16 protein-coding genes are annotated in these 17651 nt (G+C 53.7%); 8 read left to right on the top strand and 8 right to left on the bottom strand.

The annotated features are described in order from the left end of the window. Nucleotides 1–27: 27 nt before the first annotated feature. The 5 genes from NHAL_RS09115 to NHAL_RS21075 all read right to left on the bottom strand — a co-directional run bounded on the left by NHAL_RS09115 (nucleotide 28) and on the right by NHAL_RS21075 (nucleotide 2813). Nucleotides 28–1458 carry an RtcB family protein gene (locus tag NHAL_RS09115; protein ID WP_013032865.1) on the bottom strand — a complete coding sequence of 477 codons (1431 nt, stop codon included), beginning with the start codon at nucleotides 1456–1458 and terminating at the stop codon, nucleotides 28–30. Between the two features lie 6 nt (nucleotides 1459–1464). Then, entirely contained in the window at nucleotides 1465–1887 is a 423-nt protein-coding gene (locus NHAL_RS09110; RefSeq protein WP_013032864.1) for an archease, read from the bottom strand. A gap of 148 nt (nucleotides 1888–2035) precedes the next feature. Beyond that, nucleotides 2036–2254, bottom strand: coding sequence for a hypothetical protein (locus tag NHAL_RS21940; RefSeq protein WP_238985487.1), 219 nt, complete (start codon nucleotides 2252–2254; stop codon nucleotides 2036–2038). A gap of 1 nt (nucleotide 2255) precedes the next feature. Next, nucleotides 2256–2615: a hypothetical protein gene (locus NHAL_RS21935; RefSeq protein ID WP_238985486.1), complete on the bottom strand. Its 360-nt coding sequence runs from the start codon at nucleotides 2613–2615 to the stop codon at nucleotides 2256–2258. Between the two features lie 39 nt (nucleotides 2616–2654). Beyond that, the gene (locus NHAL_RS21075) at nucleotides 2655–2813 is read right to left on the bottom strand and encodes a hypothetical protein (RefSeq protein WP_157862533.1); all 159 of its coding nucleotides are present in this window, start codon (nucleotides 2811–2813) and stop codon (nucleotides 2655–2657) included. Nucleotides 2814–2866: 53 nt separating this feature from the next. Here NHAL_RS21075 and NHAL_RS21070 point away from each other — a divergent pair, with 53 nt between their 5' ends. The 3 genes from NHAL_RS21070 to rpoD all read left to right on the top strand — a co-directional run bounded on the left by NHAL_RS21070 (nucleotide 2867) and on the right by rpoD (nucleotide 5714). Beyond that, the gene (locus NHAL_RS21070) at nucleotides 2867–3037 is read left to right on the top strand and encodes a hypothetical protein (RefSeq protein ID WP_157862532.1); all 171 of its coding nucleotides are present in this window, start codon (nucleotides 2867–2869) and stop codon (nucleotides 3035–3037) included. Between the two features lie 10 nt (nucleotides 3038–3047). Continuing rightward, nucleotides 3048–3233 carry a Ku family protein gene (locus NHAL_RS09100; protein WP_157862531.1) on the top strand — a complete coding sequence of 62 codons (186 nt, stop codon included), beginning with the start codon at nucleotides 3048–3050 and terminating at the stop codon, nucleotides 3231–3233. A 744-nt stretch (nucleotides 3234–3977) separates the two neighbouring features. Continuing rightward, complete coding sequence (gene rpoD, locus NHAL_RS09095) at nucleotides 3978–5714, top strand: RNA polymerase sigma factor RpoD (RefSeq protein ID WP_013032863.1); 1737 nt, start codon at nucleotides 3978–3980, stop codon at nucleotides 5712–5714. 602 nt (nucleotides 5715–6316) lie between these two features. Here rpoD and NHAL_RS21565 read toward each other — a convergent pair. Then, on the bottom strand, nucleotides 6317–6472 hold the full coding sequence (locus NHAL_RS21565) for a hypothetical protein (protein WP_013032861.1): 156 nt from the start codon (nucleotides 6470–6472) through the stop codon (nucleotides 6317–6319). Between the two features lie 133 nt (nucleotides 6473–6605). Between NHAL_RS21565 and hslO the strand changes: the two genes are divergently transcribed. From hslO to NHAL_RS09070, 5 genes are all read left to right on the top strand, one after another. Further along, complete coding sequence (hslO, locus tag NHAL_RS09090) at nucleotides 6606–7475, top strand: Hsp33 family molecular chaperone HslO (RefSeq protein ID WP_013032860.1); 870 nt, start codon at nucleotides 6606–6608, stop codon at nucleotides 7473–7475. A gap of 9 nt (nucleotides 7476–7484) precedes the next feature. Then, a complete protein-coding gene (locus NHAL_RS09085; protein WP_013032859.1) occupies nucleotides 7485–8225 on the top strand; it encodes an HAD family hydrolase in 741 nt (246 codons plus the stop codon). A gap of 39 nt (nucleotides 8226–8264) precedes the next feature. After that, nucleotides 8265–11216, top strand: coding sequence for an insulinase family protein (locus NHAL_RS09080; RefSeq protein ID WP_013032858.1), 2952 nt, complete (start codon nucleotides 8265–8267; stop codon nucleotides 11214–11216). Between the two features lie 244 nt (nucleotides 11217–11460). Next, nucleotides 11461–12381 (top strand): hypothetical protein, encoded by a 921-nt coding sequence (locus NHAL_RS09075; protein ID WP_338040063.1) that lies wholly within the window; start codon nucleotides 11461–11463, stop codon nucleotides 12379–12381. A gap of 23 nt (nucleotides 12382–12404) precedes the next feature. Beyond that, nucleotides 12405–13262: an NAD(P)-dependent oxidoreductase gene (locus NHAL_RS09070; RefSeq protein WP_013032856.1), complete on the top strand. Its 858-nt coding sequence runs from the start codon at nucleotides 12405–12407 to the stop codon at nucleotides 13260–13262. 63 nt (nucleotides 13263–13325) lie between these two features. Here the strand turns inward: NHAL_RS09070 and mutL are convergent, their stop codons facing one another. Continuing rightward, a complete protein-coding gene (gene mutL / locus NHAL_RS19805; protein WP_013032855.1) occupies nucleotides 13326–14909 on the bottom strand; it encodes a DNA mismatch repair endonuclease MutL in 1584 nt (527 codons plus the stop codon). Then, nucleotides 14906–17650, bottom strand: a complete 2745-nt coding sequence (mutS, locus tag NHAL_RS09060) for a DNA mismatch repair protein MutS (protein WP_013032854.1) — start codon at nucleotides 17648–17650, stop codon at nucleotides 14906–14908. Before mutS ends, mutL begins: the two co-directional genes overlap by 4 nt. Between the last annotated feature and the right edge of the window lies 1 nt (nucleotide 17651).

Here is a 17651-nt window from a genome sequence, read left to right as displayed (position 1 = left end):
AGTTGAAACAAATCAGCTAACTGTTACCTACCCCTTGATACAAATGAGAGGCTCAAGACGGGCCACCTTACGGGCCAAACCGGATTCATGGGCTGCATCTACAACCGCATCCACATCCTTATAGGCATCCGGGGCTTCCTCCGCCACGCCCCGGTAAGAAGCACTTCGGATAAGAATGCCTCGCTTCGCGAGCCGGTCCACCACTTCCCGACCGTACCAACGGCGTTTAGCCTCATGACGACTCATACTCCGCCCGGCCCCGTGGCAAGCGGAACTGAAGGCCAGCGCTTCGGTCTCCTTTGTCCCTACCAAAATGTGGGAACTAGTACCCATGGAGCCTCCGATAAGGACCGGCTGTCCCACCTCTCGCAGGGCCTCGGGCAAATCCGGATGCCCCGGCCCGTAGGCTCGCGTGGCGCCCTTGCGATGGACAAAAAGCCGTTTGCGCTGGCCGTCAATGACATGCTCTTCCACTTTGCAGGTGTTATGAGACACATCATATAAGAGGGTAAGATTCGCCTCCGGCAGGATTTCTGCAAAGACTTGCCGGGTCAGATGGGTCAGGATCTGGCGATTAGCGAGAGCGCAATTAATCCCGGCACGCATGGCCCCCAAATAGGTCTCCCCCAAGGGAGAATGGATGGGTGCACAGGCCAATTCTCGATCCGGCAACGTAATCCCATAACGAGGCGCGGCGATGGCCATATCCTTCAAAAATTCGGTGCCGATTTGGTGCCCTAGCCCCCGCGATCCGCAATGGATAGTGACCACCATGTCCCCCCCATAAAGGCCAAAGGCAGCGGCTGTCTCTGGATCATAGACTTCGACCACATGCTGAACTTCCAGGTAATGGTTGCCTGAGCCTAGGGTCCCCATTTCATCCTGCTGGCGCTTCTTGGCCTTGGCCGAGACTTCATCGGGCACCGCTCCCGGCATGCAGCCCTGTTCTTCGATGCGCGCCAAATCCTCGGGACGGCCGTAGCCCCGCTCCACCGCCCACCGGGCTCCCCCGGCCAGCATGGCATTCATCTCCCGGTCGTTGAGATGGATAGCGCCCCTACTCCCCACGCCGGCAGGAATCTGATGGTACAGCCGGTCAGCCAAGGAGCTTTTAACCGCCTCAATCTGCTCCCGGCGGAGCCCCGTGTGGAGGGTACGGACTCCACAGGAAATATCAAAACCCACACCACCTGCCGAGATCACTCCTCCTTGCGCCGGGTCAAAGGCCGCTACACCGCCGATAGGAAATCCATAGCCCCAATGGGCATCAGGCATAGCAAAGCTCGCTTCCACAATGCCCGGCAAGGTAGCCACGTTCCGCACCTGCTCATAGACCTTCTCATCCATGGCCTGGATTAAGTCTTCGTTGGCATAGATGATGCTAGGCACACGCATCTCCCCGTGAGGGTCGATACGCCACGCATACGCTGAAATTCGAGTTAAGCGGCTAATATCCATGGCTTCTCACACATCCACAATACACTGGGCGATCCAGAGACCCTCCGGGCGGCGCTCTACATGAAGCTCACTTAGGGTGGCGCCCTTAACCTCTACAGCAGGGTCGTGCTTGCTCCGATCCACAGGCTCTCCCCAAGCCTCCCCTACCAGATGCTCATCCTCAATTGACACCGCAAAGTGGCTAAATAACATCTGGCGGGTTGCCATCTCAAATACAAGGGCATTAAGCCACTCCACCAGCAAGAGTTCCTTATCCGGCGCAGAGCACTTCACTTCCACCCGCTCTTTAGGCGCAACCGTGTCTAAATCGGCAATGGTCGCCGTCAATGCCAGAGCGGCACCGCAAAAAGCCTCCTCCATACTGGCGCCTAAGCCACGGACACCTACATCCCCTTGGTGGGGGAAGTGTTCCCAACGGGGTGCATTCATTTCAGCATCCATAGAAGAATTACCATGGAAAATAAAATAGACCAAAAATTGGAGACTAATAGGATTTAATCCTAGAAACGGCGGTAGGAGCACGGCGCGACGTGCCCCTACTACTCATGGGACGACGACATTCCCACACCGTCAATCTTTATCCCACAGTAAGGACAGCATCCATTGCGCGTATCCGATTAGCCCGAATAAAAAAGCCATACCGTTCAATGAGAAGTCTCTGGCACTGGTAACAGTAAGTATTCTCACCCCCCTCGCCAGGGACATTACCCTGGTAGACATAACGCAAACCCACCGCTTTACCGATTTTCATAGCTCGATTTAAGGTCGTTACTGGAGTGATAGATTTATCAAGCATCTTATAGGCCGGATAAAACTGGGAGACATGCCAAGGCACCTCCGGCCCCACCGAGTGGACGAATTTGGCAGATGTCCCAATTCTGGCAAAAAGTACACCTCAAATTGCAGCCCACAGTCCCGATGGAATAGGCCGTAGATCCAGGGTAGAAGTGAAAAAGGGTTTTTTTCTCAACAGGGTCAATACGCCGGGCCACGATTTTGTCGTAAACCAGTGTATACAGCTTGCCTTCGTGGTTGAAGCGCACAGCACAGGCACCGCGTCCCCCTTCCGGAATCCGACAATCATGGGGGCACAAAGTGCAGTGGACCTGCTTGTTCGGCAATGTTTCGTAGAGTTGTGCCTCATGGAGTGCTTCCATCCTAATAGGTCCCCCAATTCAAGATCACGGCCGTTTTTTCTAGCCAAGATCGCTAGCCATGGCCCAAATCGAACCCCATGGCAGCCCCAGTAGGCGACGGACACTTTCTGTATCCGCTGCGGCGCAAACTGCCGCCCCTAACCCATTGGCCTCTGTGGTATTGCAGTCGGCAACCGATTTTGCTAAATAGGGAATCAATAGCGGCTCAACGGAAAAGTGGCGATAACCTATAAATATAGATTATTTAGGCAATGAAACCGTTACCTGTGGCTATTATTGGTTTTGGCCGATTGGGCAAGGCCTGTGCAGAAAGGATTTTGACTGAGGAGCAGCTTACCCTAGCTGGCATTGCGCGCCGGGCCGAGCGAGTCATGGAACCGCTACCGGCTCCAAAAAATCCCCTCGGTTGCCCATCCCTCTGAGCTCGCAAAAGTGGATGCAGCGCTCCTCTGTGTCCCCACAGAGGAAGTACTTGGGAAAGCCCAGGAGCTTATTCAGCACGGCGTTCCCATTGTGGAGTGCGCTACTTTTCATGATGAGGCGTTCCAGCACCATCAGCAGGCAATCGAACGGCTTGCTCTCCGCCACAAAGTGGCGGCAATTGTGGGAGCAGGTTAAACAAGAAATAATATAGCCCCCTTTTTGCCAATTAGACCACACACCCTCTCTTAATCTAGAGCAATCTTCAAATTTCTATGAACTTCTAAAGCTCATTATGATCTAACGATTAGCTTTATTAATCAGGTATTTTCTTGGGATCAAAAAGCGCCGCACAGCGGAGCGAAATTATCCTCGCACTAAATTAGGAGGTGCGGTTCTATCATTTATTGCCTTCTGGTGCTACCGCTTAAGGAAATACTCAGGCAATATAGTGAGTTTAGATTGGGATGATATGGGGGGAGGATCTTTGCTGTGAATATACTCACACGGGAGCCATTTAAAACCCACTGGGAGTACGCGCTAGGGCCTCATCTTCATCGATGAGTTTGATACCGTAGGTTAACACAGCAAGAGTGGGAATAAAAAGCGTGAATCGCCGCTGGTAAAAGGGACATCCATTTTATCAGCCCACTTAAGGAATTCTCACTGAAAAGCGGAATAAATTCCAGGCGTAATCACTGCGGCCCTAGTCAAATATGAGCGTCTGACCAGGGAACGAGGCACCCCTATGGCAGCGGCCTGTATTTCCACTCCAGGGTGGAAAATGCGCCGCTACCGCTTCGGGCCGATCCCAGAGTGAAGAATACCGCTGCCTTCACGATAGAAGGCCACCATGCGGGGACCAGATCCCTGCTTATCAATATAGTCAATGGTAAAAGTTTTTAAAAGTATCGTGTATTAATAATACAGGGGAATAGGTCCATGGATTTTGAAATGAGACAAGAGGAACTAAAAAGGCTTATTCTCAAGGGCAAGGCGCAAGGTTTGCTGACTGAGGAGGAGCTACAGGAGTACATCGTACAGGAAGTGGAAGACAGTGACGAGGCCGAGGCCGTTGTCAATCTTTTCCATGACCAGGATCTCGAAGAACTTGATGAAAAAATAGATCCTGCATTATTGCTCAAGAACGGGACAGAATCGGAAGAAGAAACGGCTGAGGTGGTCTTATCCTCGGACGGGGCCATCAGCGATATGGTTAACACCTATATGCGGGAGATGGGAGCCCATGCCTTGCTTGCCCGTGAGGAAGAAGTCGCCTTGGCCAAAGCGATTGAGGCAGGATTAAGCCAAAGTACTGAGGCTTTAGGCAGTTGTCCAGCCATAGCGGCCGAACTACTGCGTTGGGCCGACGAAGCAGACGCTGGCGAAGCGCGCTTGACAGACTGGCTGATTGGCTTTACTGAAACGGAAACAACAACCCCAGAAACCGAGACAGAGGATACAAAAGGCTTAAACTTAGAGAAAGTTAGCCAGCATTTATCCCGTATCCGGACCCTCCACTCGGAGCTAGAAATAGCTTTAACCCGAGAGGGGGTGGCAAGCGCTCAGGCAAGGGAACTACGAGGAGAACTCGCCCAGGAATTCGGGCTCCTTCGCCTCGTCCCGGCTCGGCTCAAGCAACTGGCTCAACCCGTGCAAGAGTGGATAAGAAAAGTGCAAACTCAGGAGCAGGTGCTCAAGAGCTGCTGTATCCACCAGGGGGGGGTGTCCCAGGAGGACTTTTGGCAAAGTTTTTCCAGTAATGCCACTAACCCCCAATGGGTTGAGGATCTCTTAGCCGTCGGTCAGGAGGACCGACAGCCACTACAAGCCCAGGCCGAAACAATTCGAGCGGCCCAAAAAGTTCTAACTCAGGTGGAGATCGAAGTAGGTCTTCCCCTGGCCGAACTCAAGACGGTCCATCGGCGCTTGACCCGGGGGCAAATTCAAGCCCAGCGGGCCAAGGCACAAATGGTAGAAGCCAATCTACGTCTGGTAGTCTCGGTAGCGAAGAAATATCGCAATCGGGGGTTAACCTTTCTCGACTTGATCCAAGAAGGTAATATCGGCCTGATGAGGGCAGTGGACAAATTCGATTACCGCCGGGGCTATAAGTTCTCTACCTATGCCCACTGGTGGATCCGGCAGGCGATTACCCGGGCTATCGATGATCAGTCCCGCACCATCCGTATCCCGGTCCATGTGATGGAGAAACTAAGCAAGCTCAACCGGGCTTCCTACCAACTCCGGCAGGAAAAAGGCCGCGAAGGCCGTCCAGAGGAATTGGCTGAACGCCTAGCCCTATCCGAGCAACAGATCCATCACATGCATGAGATTGCAAAGCAACCCATCTCCCTGGAAACGCCTCTAGGTAAAGATGAGGACTCTCAGCTAGGGGAGCTCATGGAAGACGAGCAGGTCCCGAATCCCATGGAGGTCGCCATCAGCGCTGGCTTGCAGGCAGGGACTCAACAATTGCTGGCAACCCTAACCCCCCGGGAGGCCCAGGTGGTCGCCATGCGCTTTGGGATCGGTATGGATACTGACCATACCCTAGGGGAAGTCGCTCAACAATTCGATTTGAGCCGGGAGCGAATTCGGCAAATCGAAGCCCAAGCCTTGAGCAAGCTTCGGCGCTTGGGCCACTCCAAAGCCCTGCGTAGTTTTCTCGAAGAGTAAAAGGCTTCTCAAGCTAAACTAAGGGTTATTAAGGGCAGGGAATAGACTCCCTGCTCCCCCCTCCATTTATAGCCTATGCCTTCCCTGCTACTCGCACTAGCATTGTGCTAAAAACGGGTCGTGTTTTAAATGGGGAGAATTGAGCAAATGAAGGGGAGGCTGAGCCTATCCGTTGCGGGCAATGACCTTGCCGGAAACGGCCTCAAGGCCTTATTGATGCGCGTTGATGCGCGCGCCCCCTTCGGGCCTCCTGGGGAGGTCCCGTTTCGCTCCCGGCGAATCGGTCCGGCCTACAAGGAGGCACTCATAAACCGCCCGTAGGCCGGATTAAGCGTCGCGTATCCGGCAAAACAATACTAATACAGCAACTTATAGGCAATGCCCCTAACCTTACATCATTAACCGTCCCAAGAAATCCCTAAAACTTTCCTACCCACCTCATTTTCTTATACTATACTTAGAGGGGGCAATTACACTTATTGATATAGAAGCCTGTAGATAAACAAAAAAAACCTTGCGAAGGGTAGCCTCCCAACCTCTCAGGCGCATCGGAACAGGGAATAAGTTCCGAGCGCCTTTTTATTTTGCTTGGTTTCTCTGCCTCAATTTTTGTGCTTCTGTTTTTTAAGTTGACCCACCCTCATAATCAGCAGAGCGGTCAGGATCAGCCATCCTATGGGATAGTGGATAAAGCCCATAAAAAAAGCGCCCAAGGTCAGTACCAGCAAAACACTTAAGAGCAGGAGATATCGGTCCATAGTCTCAGCTCCTTGATCAGCAATAAAAAAGCTTAGAGGACAGAACAAATACAATTGAACTCTAGTCTAAAAGTGTGTCTAATAAACCTTTATTGATGTGTATAGTCCATTTGGAATTTGATAAGTTTCCTTAATGATTGATCGGGATAATTTACACCGCTTCTTGTTCGAAGAGCTCGGGATCCGAGGTGAGCTGGTCCAACTTGATGCTAGCTGGCAGGCCGTGCTTACCTGCCATGACTACCCTTCTGCGGTACAGTCCCAGCTTGGTCAGGCGTTAGTGGCTACGGTTTTGCTCTCGGCCACCATTAAATTTAAGGGTTCCCTTATTCTCCAAGCCCAGAGCGAAGGCCCCCTGAAAACCCTGGTGGCACAAGCCACTCACCATAGAACCGTACGTGGATTAGCCCGCTGGAATGGCGAGGTCCCCCGGGGATCGCTTCCAGAAATATACGGTTCCGGACGCCTGGTGCTCACCATCCAAACAGAAGGCAAAGATCCTTACCAGGGAATTGTTTCCCTGGAAGGCACCAACCTAGCCGAAGCCCTGCAAACCTATTTTTCCCGTTCAGAACAGCTTCAAACCCGCCTTTGGTTGTTTGCCGATGAGCACCGGGCGGTAGGACTGTTTCTCCAGGAGTTACCCTCCCAGCCAGGAGACGAGACGGATTGGGAGCGCATCACATTGCTGGCGAACACCGTCACCGCACGAGAAATGTTATCGTTACCCAGTACAGAATTGCTCTACCGGTTATTCAATGGAGAGCAGCTTCGTCTATTTGAGCCGGAACCGATCTCCTTCCGCTGTGGTTGCTCCCGGGAGCGGATCGAGAATACCCTAGTCGCTTTGGGACGAGAGGAAATGGAAGCTATTCTGGAAGAGGAAGGCACAGTTGAAGTAGACTGCGAGTTTTGCAATCGCCACTACAGTTTTGACCGAGTGGACGTGGAGCAACTATTTGCTGAGCAGGTGAAAACTCCCGTACCCTCTACGCGGCATTGAGCAATGGCTATGACGCAACTGAGCGACTTCTCTCCCTGGGAATCAAAATCTGTTTCCCCTTTGACTCTGATTACCCTAGACCTAGACGAAACGGTCTGGCCCAGTGAATCCGTGTTGAAAAAAGCTGAAGAAGTTCAGTTTAAGTGGCTGCAACAACGGGCACCATACCTCACGGCAATCCATGATCTCGAAAGCTTACGAACCCATCGACGGCTTATCCGGGAGCAATACGCGGAGATTGCTTACGACCTGACGGCCGTGCGTGCCACCTCCCTACGCCTGCTACTAGAAGAAGCCGGCGACTCGCCAGATTTGGCGGAAGAGGCTATTGCGGTTTTTCTTGAGGCCCGAAACTGGGTCACCCCCTACGCTGACGTCCCCCCCATACTTGAAAAGTTAGCCCGGACCTACCGTCTCGCCTCGCTCACTAACGGCAACGCTGATGTCCAATGCACCCCCCTAAAGGCTCATTTCCATTTTTCCCTGACTCCTTCTATAGCGGGCGCGGCAAAACCCGCGCCGGACATGTTTCGGCAGGCCTTGGAGCAAGCGGGTGTTGAACCTCACCAAGCCGTCCACATCGGTGATCACCCAGAATGTGACGTCATCGCTGCCCAACAGGTAGGGATGCGCGCGGTCTGGATTAACCGACAGGAAACTCCCTGGCCGGCAGATCTGCCTCCCCCAGAAGCGACCATCAAGGACTTTTATGAATTGGAGCGTTGGCTTTTACAAGAAATTGATATTTAAGTTGATTGCCTCCCACTCGCAGATAAAGAACTCCATTCTATGAATAACACCTCTGCCCACAACCTCAAAACCTATTCATCAAACCATCCTGCCTTCGATAAATTGCGCAGCCAGCGGATTGACTCCCTTAACCTCACCCTTGAGGAGTACCGCCATCGCAAAACCGGCGCCAAACACTTTCATCTGGCGACGGATAACCCAGAAAACGTATTTTTGGTGGCTTTCCGTACGGTTCCCATGGATTCCACGGGGGTCGCCCATATTCTGGAGCATACCGTCCTCTGTGGGAGCGAAAAATATCCGGTACGCGACCCCTTCTTTATGATGTTACGGCGCTCCCTCAATACTTTCATGAATGCCTTCACCAGCTCCGACTGGACGGCCTATCCCTTTGCGAGCAAAAACAAAAAGGATTTCAACAATCTTTTAGGCGTCTACTTGGACGCCGTATTTTTTGCGCGCCTGGATCCCTTGGATTTTTCCCAGGAAGGACATCGAGTAGAATTTGAAAACCCCCATGATCCTGACTCTGATTTAGTCTTCAAAGGCGTAGTGCTCAATGAGATGAAGGGGGCCATGAGTGGGCCGGTAACCGTCCTTTGGCAAACTCTCTCCAGCCATCTGTTCCCCACCACCACCTACCATTACAATAGCGGTGGTGATCCGGAATATATTCCAGACTTGAGTTACGACCAACTCAAGGCCTTCTATCACACCCACTACCATCCCTCTAATGCGGTGTTTATGACCTTTGGTGACATCCCCGCCCAGGAGCACCACCAACAATTCGAATCCCATGCCCTCTCCCAGTTTGATCGGCTGGAGATGAATCTTAGGGTGGGGGAGGAAAAACGCTACACTGCCCCGCTGCAAGTAGAAGAAAACTATGCCCTGGACGCCGAAGACGTCACCCATAAGACCCACCTTGTGCTGGGCTGGTTGCTGGGCCAAAGCACAGCGTTGGAAGAACAGCTCAAGGCCCATCTGCTTTCCGGGGTATTGCTCGATAACAGCGCCTCCCCCTTACGCCATGCTTTGGAAACTTGTGGACTAGGCGCGGCTCCCTCGCCCCTTTGTGGCTTGGAAGATAGCAACCGGGAGATGAGCTTTCTCTGCGGCCTTGAGGGCTCTCAACCCGAGCATGCCGAGGCACTGGAACAACGGGTGCTGGAGGTGCTGCAGGAGGTGGCCGAGAAAGGCGTTCCCCAGGAACAGGTGGAGGCGGTGCTTCACCAACTGGAGCTGCACCAACGGGAGATTGGGGGGGATGGGATGCCCTACGGCCTTCAACTAATACTTGAAGGGCTGCCAAGCGCCATCCACGAGGGCGATCCCGTAGCCCTGCTCAATCTGGATCCGGTGCTGGAGAAACTGCGCCAGGAAATTAAAGACCCCAACTTTATCAAGCGCCTAGTGCGGGAAAATCTTCTCGACAATCCCCACCGGGTGCGCTTAACCCTAAAGCCGAACTCCCACCTCAGCGCGCAACGTACCGAAGCGGAAAAAGCCCGCCTAGCCGCTCTGAGGGCAGTCATGGACGAGGAGCAAAAAGCAGCGGTGGTGAAACTCGCTGCTGAGCTTATAGCCCGTCAACAGCAACAAGACAATTCTGATCTCCTACCTAAAGTGGGAATCGAAGACATTCCCCCTACCCTCACTATTCCCGAGGGTACTCAGGAAACCGTCCATCAGCTCCCGGCCACCTTTTTCGATCAAGGCACCAATGGTTTGGTCTATCAACAGATCGTCATCGACATGCCCCACCTAGAAGACGAGCTGTTGGAGGTGTTGCCCCACTATACCGCTTGCCTTACGGAACTGGGTGTCGGCGATCGGGATTACCGTCAAACCCAAGCTTGGCAAGATAGTGTCAGCGGCGGCATCAACGCCACCACCACCTTACGGGGGCGGATAGACGATGTCCAACAGGTGAATGGCCATTTTGTCCTCTCCGGCAAGGCCCTCGCCCATAACCACGAGCAACTCGCCGAGTTACTGCAAACCACCTTACAAGAGGTGCGATTCGATGAGTTGGACCACCTCCGCGAGGTGATTGCCCAACGCCGCGCTGATTGGGAAGAGCATATTACCGGCAACGGCCATGCCCTAGCCATGGCGGCGGCGGCCAGCGGAATGAGCCCCACGGCGGCCCTCAGTCATCGCTTGAGTGGGCTCTCCGGGATCTCTCTTCTGCAAGAACTGGATGAAAGTCTCACCGATAAAACCGCCTGCGAGGCGCTAGCCGATAAGTTCCGCCGCATCCACCAACGTCTCTTGGCTGCCCCCCGTCAATTGCTGGTGATCGGGGAACAAGAACGCCGTTCGGAATTTCTGGCAGCGTTGAACAAACACGAGCACTACAATCCGGAAGCTGCCGCAAACTTTACTCCTCTGCGTTTGCCTGAGGTACGCACCTCCGTGCGCCAAGCCTGGACCACCAGTACCCAGGTTAATTTCTGCGCCAAGGCCTATCCCACTGTACCTGTTGACCATCCAGATGCTGCGGCCCTGACGGTCCTTGGGGGTTTCCTTCGCAATAACTACCTCCACCGGGCAATCCGTGAACAGGGCGGGGCCTACGGCGGCGGCGGCGGGCAAGACTCGGACAGTGCGACCTTTCGCTTCTTTTCCTATCGAGACCCGCGCCTCACTGAAACCCTAGAGGACTTTGATCGGTCTGTGCAATGGCTGCTGGAAAACGACCACGAATGGCGTCTCGTGGAGGAAGCCCTGCTTGGGGTTATTAGTGCCATCGACAAACCTAAATCACCCGCTGGCGAGGCCAAAAGCGCCTTTTATAATAGTCTCTATGGCCGCACCCCTGAACAACGCCGCCGCTTTCGTAGTCGGATATTAGAGGTACGCCTTGAAGATCTCAAACGGGTCGCCGCGGAGTATCTCAAGCCAGAAAATGCGAGCATTGCCATCATCACTAATGCTACTCGCCTTGAACAACTGGCTGGACTGGAGTTGACAAGATATAAAGTCTGATTAGGGTAGCGTCATATGCGCTACCCTCGCCTGTCAAGGTGACGATGATTGCCCCTGCCAGCAAAAGAAGTGGGATATATGACCACGCCGAAGCCTCAAACAAGAGATTAAACCAATAGTGGCACGGGTAACAAAATATTCTCAAACCTTAGAAAAACTGCGTGCGGGTTACTTCCCTATTATCATTATTTCTGATACCCACTTCTTTAAGAGACAAAATTTAGCCAGGTTACTTTATGAATTTTTGAGTTGGGTCGATTACAGCCTGTTGATAAAAAATGGTGACATTATTGATGGCTGGTATATCGAAGATCTTCCTTATAAACCCATTTCGGAATGGGAAAAGCGGGTACTGGATATCCAAACGGCAAGGCGCTTTGAAGGAAAAGGAGAAATCCAGATTCCCGGAAACCATGATCACCGCTTCCGGAAGATCAATGGACTGTTTCAACAACCTGTTACCTTCGGGGAAAGCGATCCTGGCATCATTTTTAAACATGAACATCTCCTCGACCTGCGGGAGTATCCCCAGGTCCGCATCCGTCATGGGGACCAACATGACGCCCATTTATTAAAATATCTCAAAGAGCGCCCCAAGTATCATATTGGCCATAAAATTGTTATAGAAGCCCGGGAACTGGGACTTTCACTCCATCAATCCGCCACCCAGTTATCCCATGGCCTACTCGGTCAGCATTTTTCTGTAGTCGATGCATTCAAACATGCCGCCAACAGGGGGGCCAACCTACTGCTAAAAAAGCAATTAGGATTTATTAGCCGTTACCAAGACATTGTCAAAGAAGCGGTTAAAAACTCAGATTACAGTGGTGAAATTAACGGTCACATTCACAAGCTCTATTTGGAGCATTTTAGAGATGAAACAACCGGGCGCCGATTAATGATCGCCAATTCAGGGGACTGGTCGGAAAGTGGGAGTGCCCTTGGAATAGATGAAGACGGTTTCATCCATACCCTAGACTGGTATCGCATGAGACTTAAGCTTGGTTTCAGAAATCTGCCGCGGATTACCGACGAAAACCCCTTCAGAAAATATCGGCCTTTTACTGAACAGCAAATTGAGTTTATCCGCAGTATCTGGCCGTCCGCAGTAAGGAATAACTTGAAAAGAAGGTTCGAGAATAGGGATCGCCGACCAGGAATTTAGAATTCTAGGGGGAGATTGGAACCATGCAGGTAGGTTTTATCGGTTTAGGTGCCATGGGAAAGCCCATGGCAAAAAATGTGGCAAAAGCTGGTTTTCTTGATGCCGTCTGGAATAGAACCCAGGCAACGGCGGAAACCTTAGCCCAGGAATTACAAATCACCTGCGCACGAGAACCGGCGGAATTAGCCGCAGCAGTGGAGGCAATATTCACTTGTGTCTCCGCCGACAAAGATGTACTCACCGTGGTTGAAGCCCTTGCTCCCGGTCTTGCCTCTGGGAAAATAGTGGTAGATTTTTCCACTGTGAGCCGGGAAACCGCCCGTCGCGCGGCGGCTATTGTCCGGGATAAAGGCGCTGATTTTCTGGATTCTCCAGTTTCAGGCGGCGTGGAAGGGGCCCGTAACGGCACCCTGGCGATGATGGTGGGAGGTCAGGGGGCCACGTTAGCCAGAATCCGGCCGGTGCTTAACACCATGGCCAGTCGCATTGTGCACATGGGTGAGGTCGGTACCGGGCAGGCCACTAAAGCAGTCAATCAGATCATGGCGGCAGGAATCAATGAGGCTGTCACCGAGGCCTTGGCTTTCGGTGAAGCCCAGGGCCTGGACATGGCAAAAGTCATCGACGCGATCTCCAGTGGCGCGGCCGGCAACTGGTTTCTGGAAAAACGGGGTGGAACCATGCTTCAAGGCAAGTTCAATCCTGGCTTTAAAGTCGCACTACACCATAAAGATCTTCACCTCGGAAAAGCCATGGCAGGGCAACTCGGTCTCCCCCTGCCTCTTACCGAAATGGCCCTGACCGATTATCAACGATTGCTGGAAAAGGGCTTTGGCGAAGAGGACATCTCCGCTCTTTACCGACTCAAGCGGTCAGGTTAAGTTACGGGACCTAATCCCTGGAAGGAACAAGGGCTTCGTTACAGGGAAAAAAATGGAGAATAATTATTTTCCGGAGGGGGTGTCGAACTCGCAGCTCAAGCCCGTCCTGCCCACTTTGCGCCGAACCTCATCCAAGGAAAGACGAAAATACACGGGCCGATTATGGGCACAGGCATGGGGATGATCGGTCTGGACCCAGGCATTCAGCAACCGCTCCTGGGCTTCAGGAGCAAGAGATTCGCCGGCCTTGATGGCCCCCAGGCAGGATAAGGCCTGCTGGAAATCTTCCCTCTGGCTGCGCACCCGGGGTAACAGGCGGGAGAAAATAAGCCCTGATTGCGGTGGGGAGAGAAAATCAGGAATAGCCCGCAAGGCCAGGGCTTGGGGACCCAGAGGCTCGACCACAAATCCGCAGGACTCAAGGGCCTCCCTATGGGTCTCCACAAAAGCCCGTTCTTCCGGGGAAAGGGTGACCACCTGGGGGGCAACCAGTTCACGGGGTTGAACTTTTCCCTGTTGCAGCCGTTCATAAAGGACCCGCTCTTCGGCCGCATGCTGATCCAAAAGGTAGATCTGGCCCTCGGACAGGGTGACCAGAAAAGTATTCTCCACCTGCCCCAAGAGACGAAAACCCTGGGTTGCCCCATAGGTTGATTCTTCTTCCGCCACCCTTTCATTTTGCGTCTGCCACGGTAAGGTTCGTTGCTTGAGGGCGGATCGAACCTGTTCATAAAGGGCTTGCTCGTCACGGAAGCGCACCTCAGCTTTGGCCGGATGCACGTTGACATCCACTTGGGAAGGATGAATGTCAAGAAACAAGAGTACGGTGCTTCCCGCTTCCTGAAGTCCATCCCGAATAGCACGATAAAGGGCCACATTACGCACCGGGCGGCGGTTAACAAAGAGATAAAGGGGGCTTCGCCCCCGTGCCTCAGTAGGGATCACAAAGCCCCCTAACCGCCCCCAGGAACCTGTGGCGTGGAATTCCTCTAGGTGGGCAGCAGCCTGTTGGCCCAATAGCGCCGTGATCCGGTCTACCCGGGTAGCCGGAGGAAGAACGTGCAGTTCTCGGCCATCCATCGTGAGCGTAAAGTGCTTCTCGGGAAAAGCCAAAGCAAAACGGGTAAAGGTGTTGAGGATATGGCCGTATTCGGTCCGCAGGCTACGGAGGAATTTTTGCCGGGCAGGAGTATTATAAAACAGGTCCCAGACCTCTACTCGGGTTCCCACCGACGCCCCCATCTCCTGCAAAGAGAGCATCCGCCCCCCTTCCAAACGCGCCTCGGTGCCCAATAACGTTCCCTTTTCCCGGCTCAGAAGACGCAGCCGGGACACCGAGGCAATACTCCCCAGGGCTTCACCGCGAAAGCCAAAGGAGCGCACCGCCGCCAAATCTTCCATTTGAACGATTTTACTGGTGGCAAAACGTTCAAAAGCCAGGGGTACCTCAGTGGCTGCCAGGCCTGAACCATCATCAATTACTTGAATGAGACGCCGCCCCCCCTCCTGCACCTTAACCCGCACCGTTTCAGCCCCCCCATCCAGGGCATTTTCCATGAGTTCTTTCAACACACTGGCGGGACGCGCCACCACCTCGCCTGCGGCGATACACTGCTGGACCTGGGGCGAAAGAATACGGATGGTCATCCTTTACCGGACTGCTTGGAAAAGGGCATGACCGGGGCAGCCTCCCAGCCTTCTGAGCGGGAAGAGGACTGGGCTAAATGCCTGAGCTCCGCCAACAGTTCCAAGGCCTCCAAAGGGGTCGTGCGCAGAGGATCCAGCTCCAACAAGCGAGCCACTAAAGCCTCCCGTCTAAGCCAGCCGGAAGGAGGGGGAACTTCCCTAACCTCCGCCCTGGCGTTGCCAACGGGAGAAACGCTTTCTTCCTGCTCCAGTTGGGCCAATAGTTCACTGGCCCGCTGAACCACAGCAGGGGGCAAGCCTGCCAACTTGGCCACATAAATGCCATAACTCTTAGGGGCCGCGCCAGGAACCACTTTATAGAGAAAAGAAACTTCCTCTTGCTCTTCCCGGACTGCCAGGCGGGCATTGGCCATGCTGGGAATGCGATCCGCCAACGCCGCCAATTGATGATAATGGGTGGTAAATAAGGTTCTGGCTTTGATTTCCTGGGCCAACATTTCCGCCACCGCCTGGGCAATGGCTTGCCCATCGGAGGTGCCGGTACCCCGCCCCACTTCATCCAGGATCACCAGGCTTTTAGAGGTGGCATAGCGGAGAATATTGGCGGTTTCCATCATTTCCATCATAAAGGTAGACAGCCCCCGGGCCAGGAAGTCCGCTGCCCCAACGCGGGTGAAGATACGGTCCACCACGCCAATATGGGCAGTTTCCGCTGGGACAAAACTCCCTATTTGGGCTAACAACACCAAAATAGCCGCCTGGCGGGCATAGGTGCTCTTACCCGCCGCATTGGGGCCGGTCAAAATGAGAAAAGAAGGGTCTTGGCCCAAATGGAGATCATTGGGCACAAATTCTCCTCTCAAGGACTCCACCACCGGATGACGGCCCTCCGTAATCGTCAGGTGATGGCCTTCGCTCACTTCTGGTTTCACCCAGCCTTGGCTGGCGGCCACCTCCCCTAAGGAGGCCAATCCGTCCAAGGTGCCTAAAACTTCAGCGGTTTGACGTAAGCGGGCAGCCTGGGTGGCCACCTGATCCCGCAGTTCCACAAAGCGCTGATATTCCAATTCTTTGGCCCGCTCCAGGGCCAGTAAGGTTTGCTGCTCAAATGCCTTGAGCGGATCGGTAATAAAGCGCTCTGCATTGGCCAAGGTCTGGCGGCGCTGATAGTCCAAAGGAACCGCGCCCAGATTGGACTTGGTGATTTCAATATAGTAACCAAAGACTTTGTTGAACCCCACTTTAAGGTTCCCGATCTGGGTGCGATCTCGCTCCTGTTGCTCATAATTGGCCAGCCAGCCCGTTCCCTCCTGCCCCACCGCATGGAGCTCATCCAACTCGGCACACACTCCAGGGCGAATCAGTCCGCCCTCTTTCACTGTTACCCTGGGCTCGTCCACCAGGACCCGCTGGATCTCAGCGTGAAGATCCTCCAAAACATCCAGCTGGCTACCCAGACCGTGAAGCAACGGGATGGGAGTAGCACTTAGCAGGTCATGGATGAGAGGCAACGGTGCCAATGAAGTTCTCAGGGCCACCAGATCCCGGGGATTGGCCACTGCCGAGGTGATCCGTGAAGTCAGCCGTTCCAAATCCAGGACTTGGGCTAAGGCCTCTTGCAGCCTAGTTCGCAGGGAATGTTTTAACACCAGCTCAGCCACCGCATCTTGGCGCTCCTGAATTGGAGTGACTGCCCGCAAGGGGTGGAGCAGCCACCGTTTGAGACGCCGCCGTCCCATGCTGGTGCGGGCGCGATCCAGAACAGCCAACAGGGTGCCTTCCTCCGTGCCTTGGTAAATGTTTTCCACCAACTCCAAGTTTCTTTGGGTTTGAGCATCCAAAAAGACAAACTGATCCCGGCTCTCCTGTTTGGGGACTTGCAGATGGGGCAAGAAACCCATTTGAGTTTCTTTTACGTAACCCAGCAACACCCCCGCGGCCACCAGCCCCTGCCGTGCAGTAGGCACTAGAGAAGCAATGGCCTCACGGCCAAAATGGTCAGCTAAAAGAGTCAATGCCTGTTCTGGAATAAAGGCCTCGGCGGGTTGCTCGGCAATAAAGGGCTGATAGTGGGGCAATGCTTCTAGCCTCTGCCCCTCTTGGAGAAGAATTTCCTGGGGCCGAAACCGGCTCAATACCCCCGGCAACTCTTCCCGGCTGGCCTCCAATAAGAGAAACTCACCCGTGGCGAGTTGCAGCAACGCCATCCCTATCTGCTCCCCTTCAAAGCACAGCGCCGCCAAGGCCCCCTCTTGACGCTCGGCCTCAAAGAAGGTGCCCGGCGTCACCACCCGGATCACTTCCCGCTGGATCAACCCCCTGCCTTTGCTGGCTCCCTCTAGCTGCTCACAGATAGCGACTTTATGGCCCTTTCCGATCAGGCGGGCCACATAGGTTTCCAAACGGTGGTAAGGCACCCCACACATGGGTACCCGCTCGCTATTTTTTGCTTGGGGCCGCGAAGTCAGGACGATATCCAATTCCCGCGAAGCCAGCGCCGCATCCTCATAAAACATCTCGTAGAAATCACCAAAGCGAAAGAACAGCAATGCGTCCTGATATTGCGCTTTGATCCCACGATACTGGGCCATCATGTCGGTTTCAGGGGGTTGCTGCACCGCTTGAGTATTTCTCCTGCCTTTGCCTTGCTCCACCGCTTTCACCGTAAAGAAAGTTAACACTTTTAGTCTGACATAGACCCCTAAAAGGGTCCAATCGCTCGATAATAAGCATTTTTCCATC

The organism is Nitrosococcus halophilus Nc 4 (genome assembly GCF_000024725.1).
In the GTDB taxonomy this organism is placed as follows: Bacteria; Pseudomonadota; Gammaproteobacteria; order Nitrosococcales; family Nitrosococcaceae; genus Nitrosococcus; species Nitrosococcus halophilus.
This window is presented reverse-complemented; position numbering and strand designations above follow the sequence as displayed.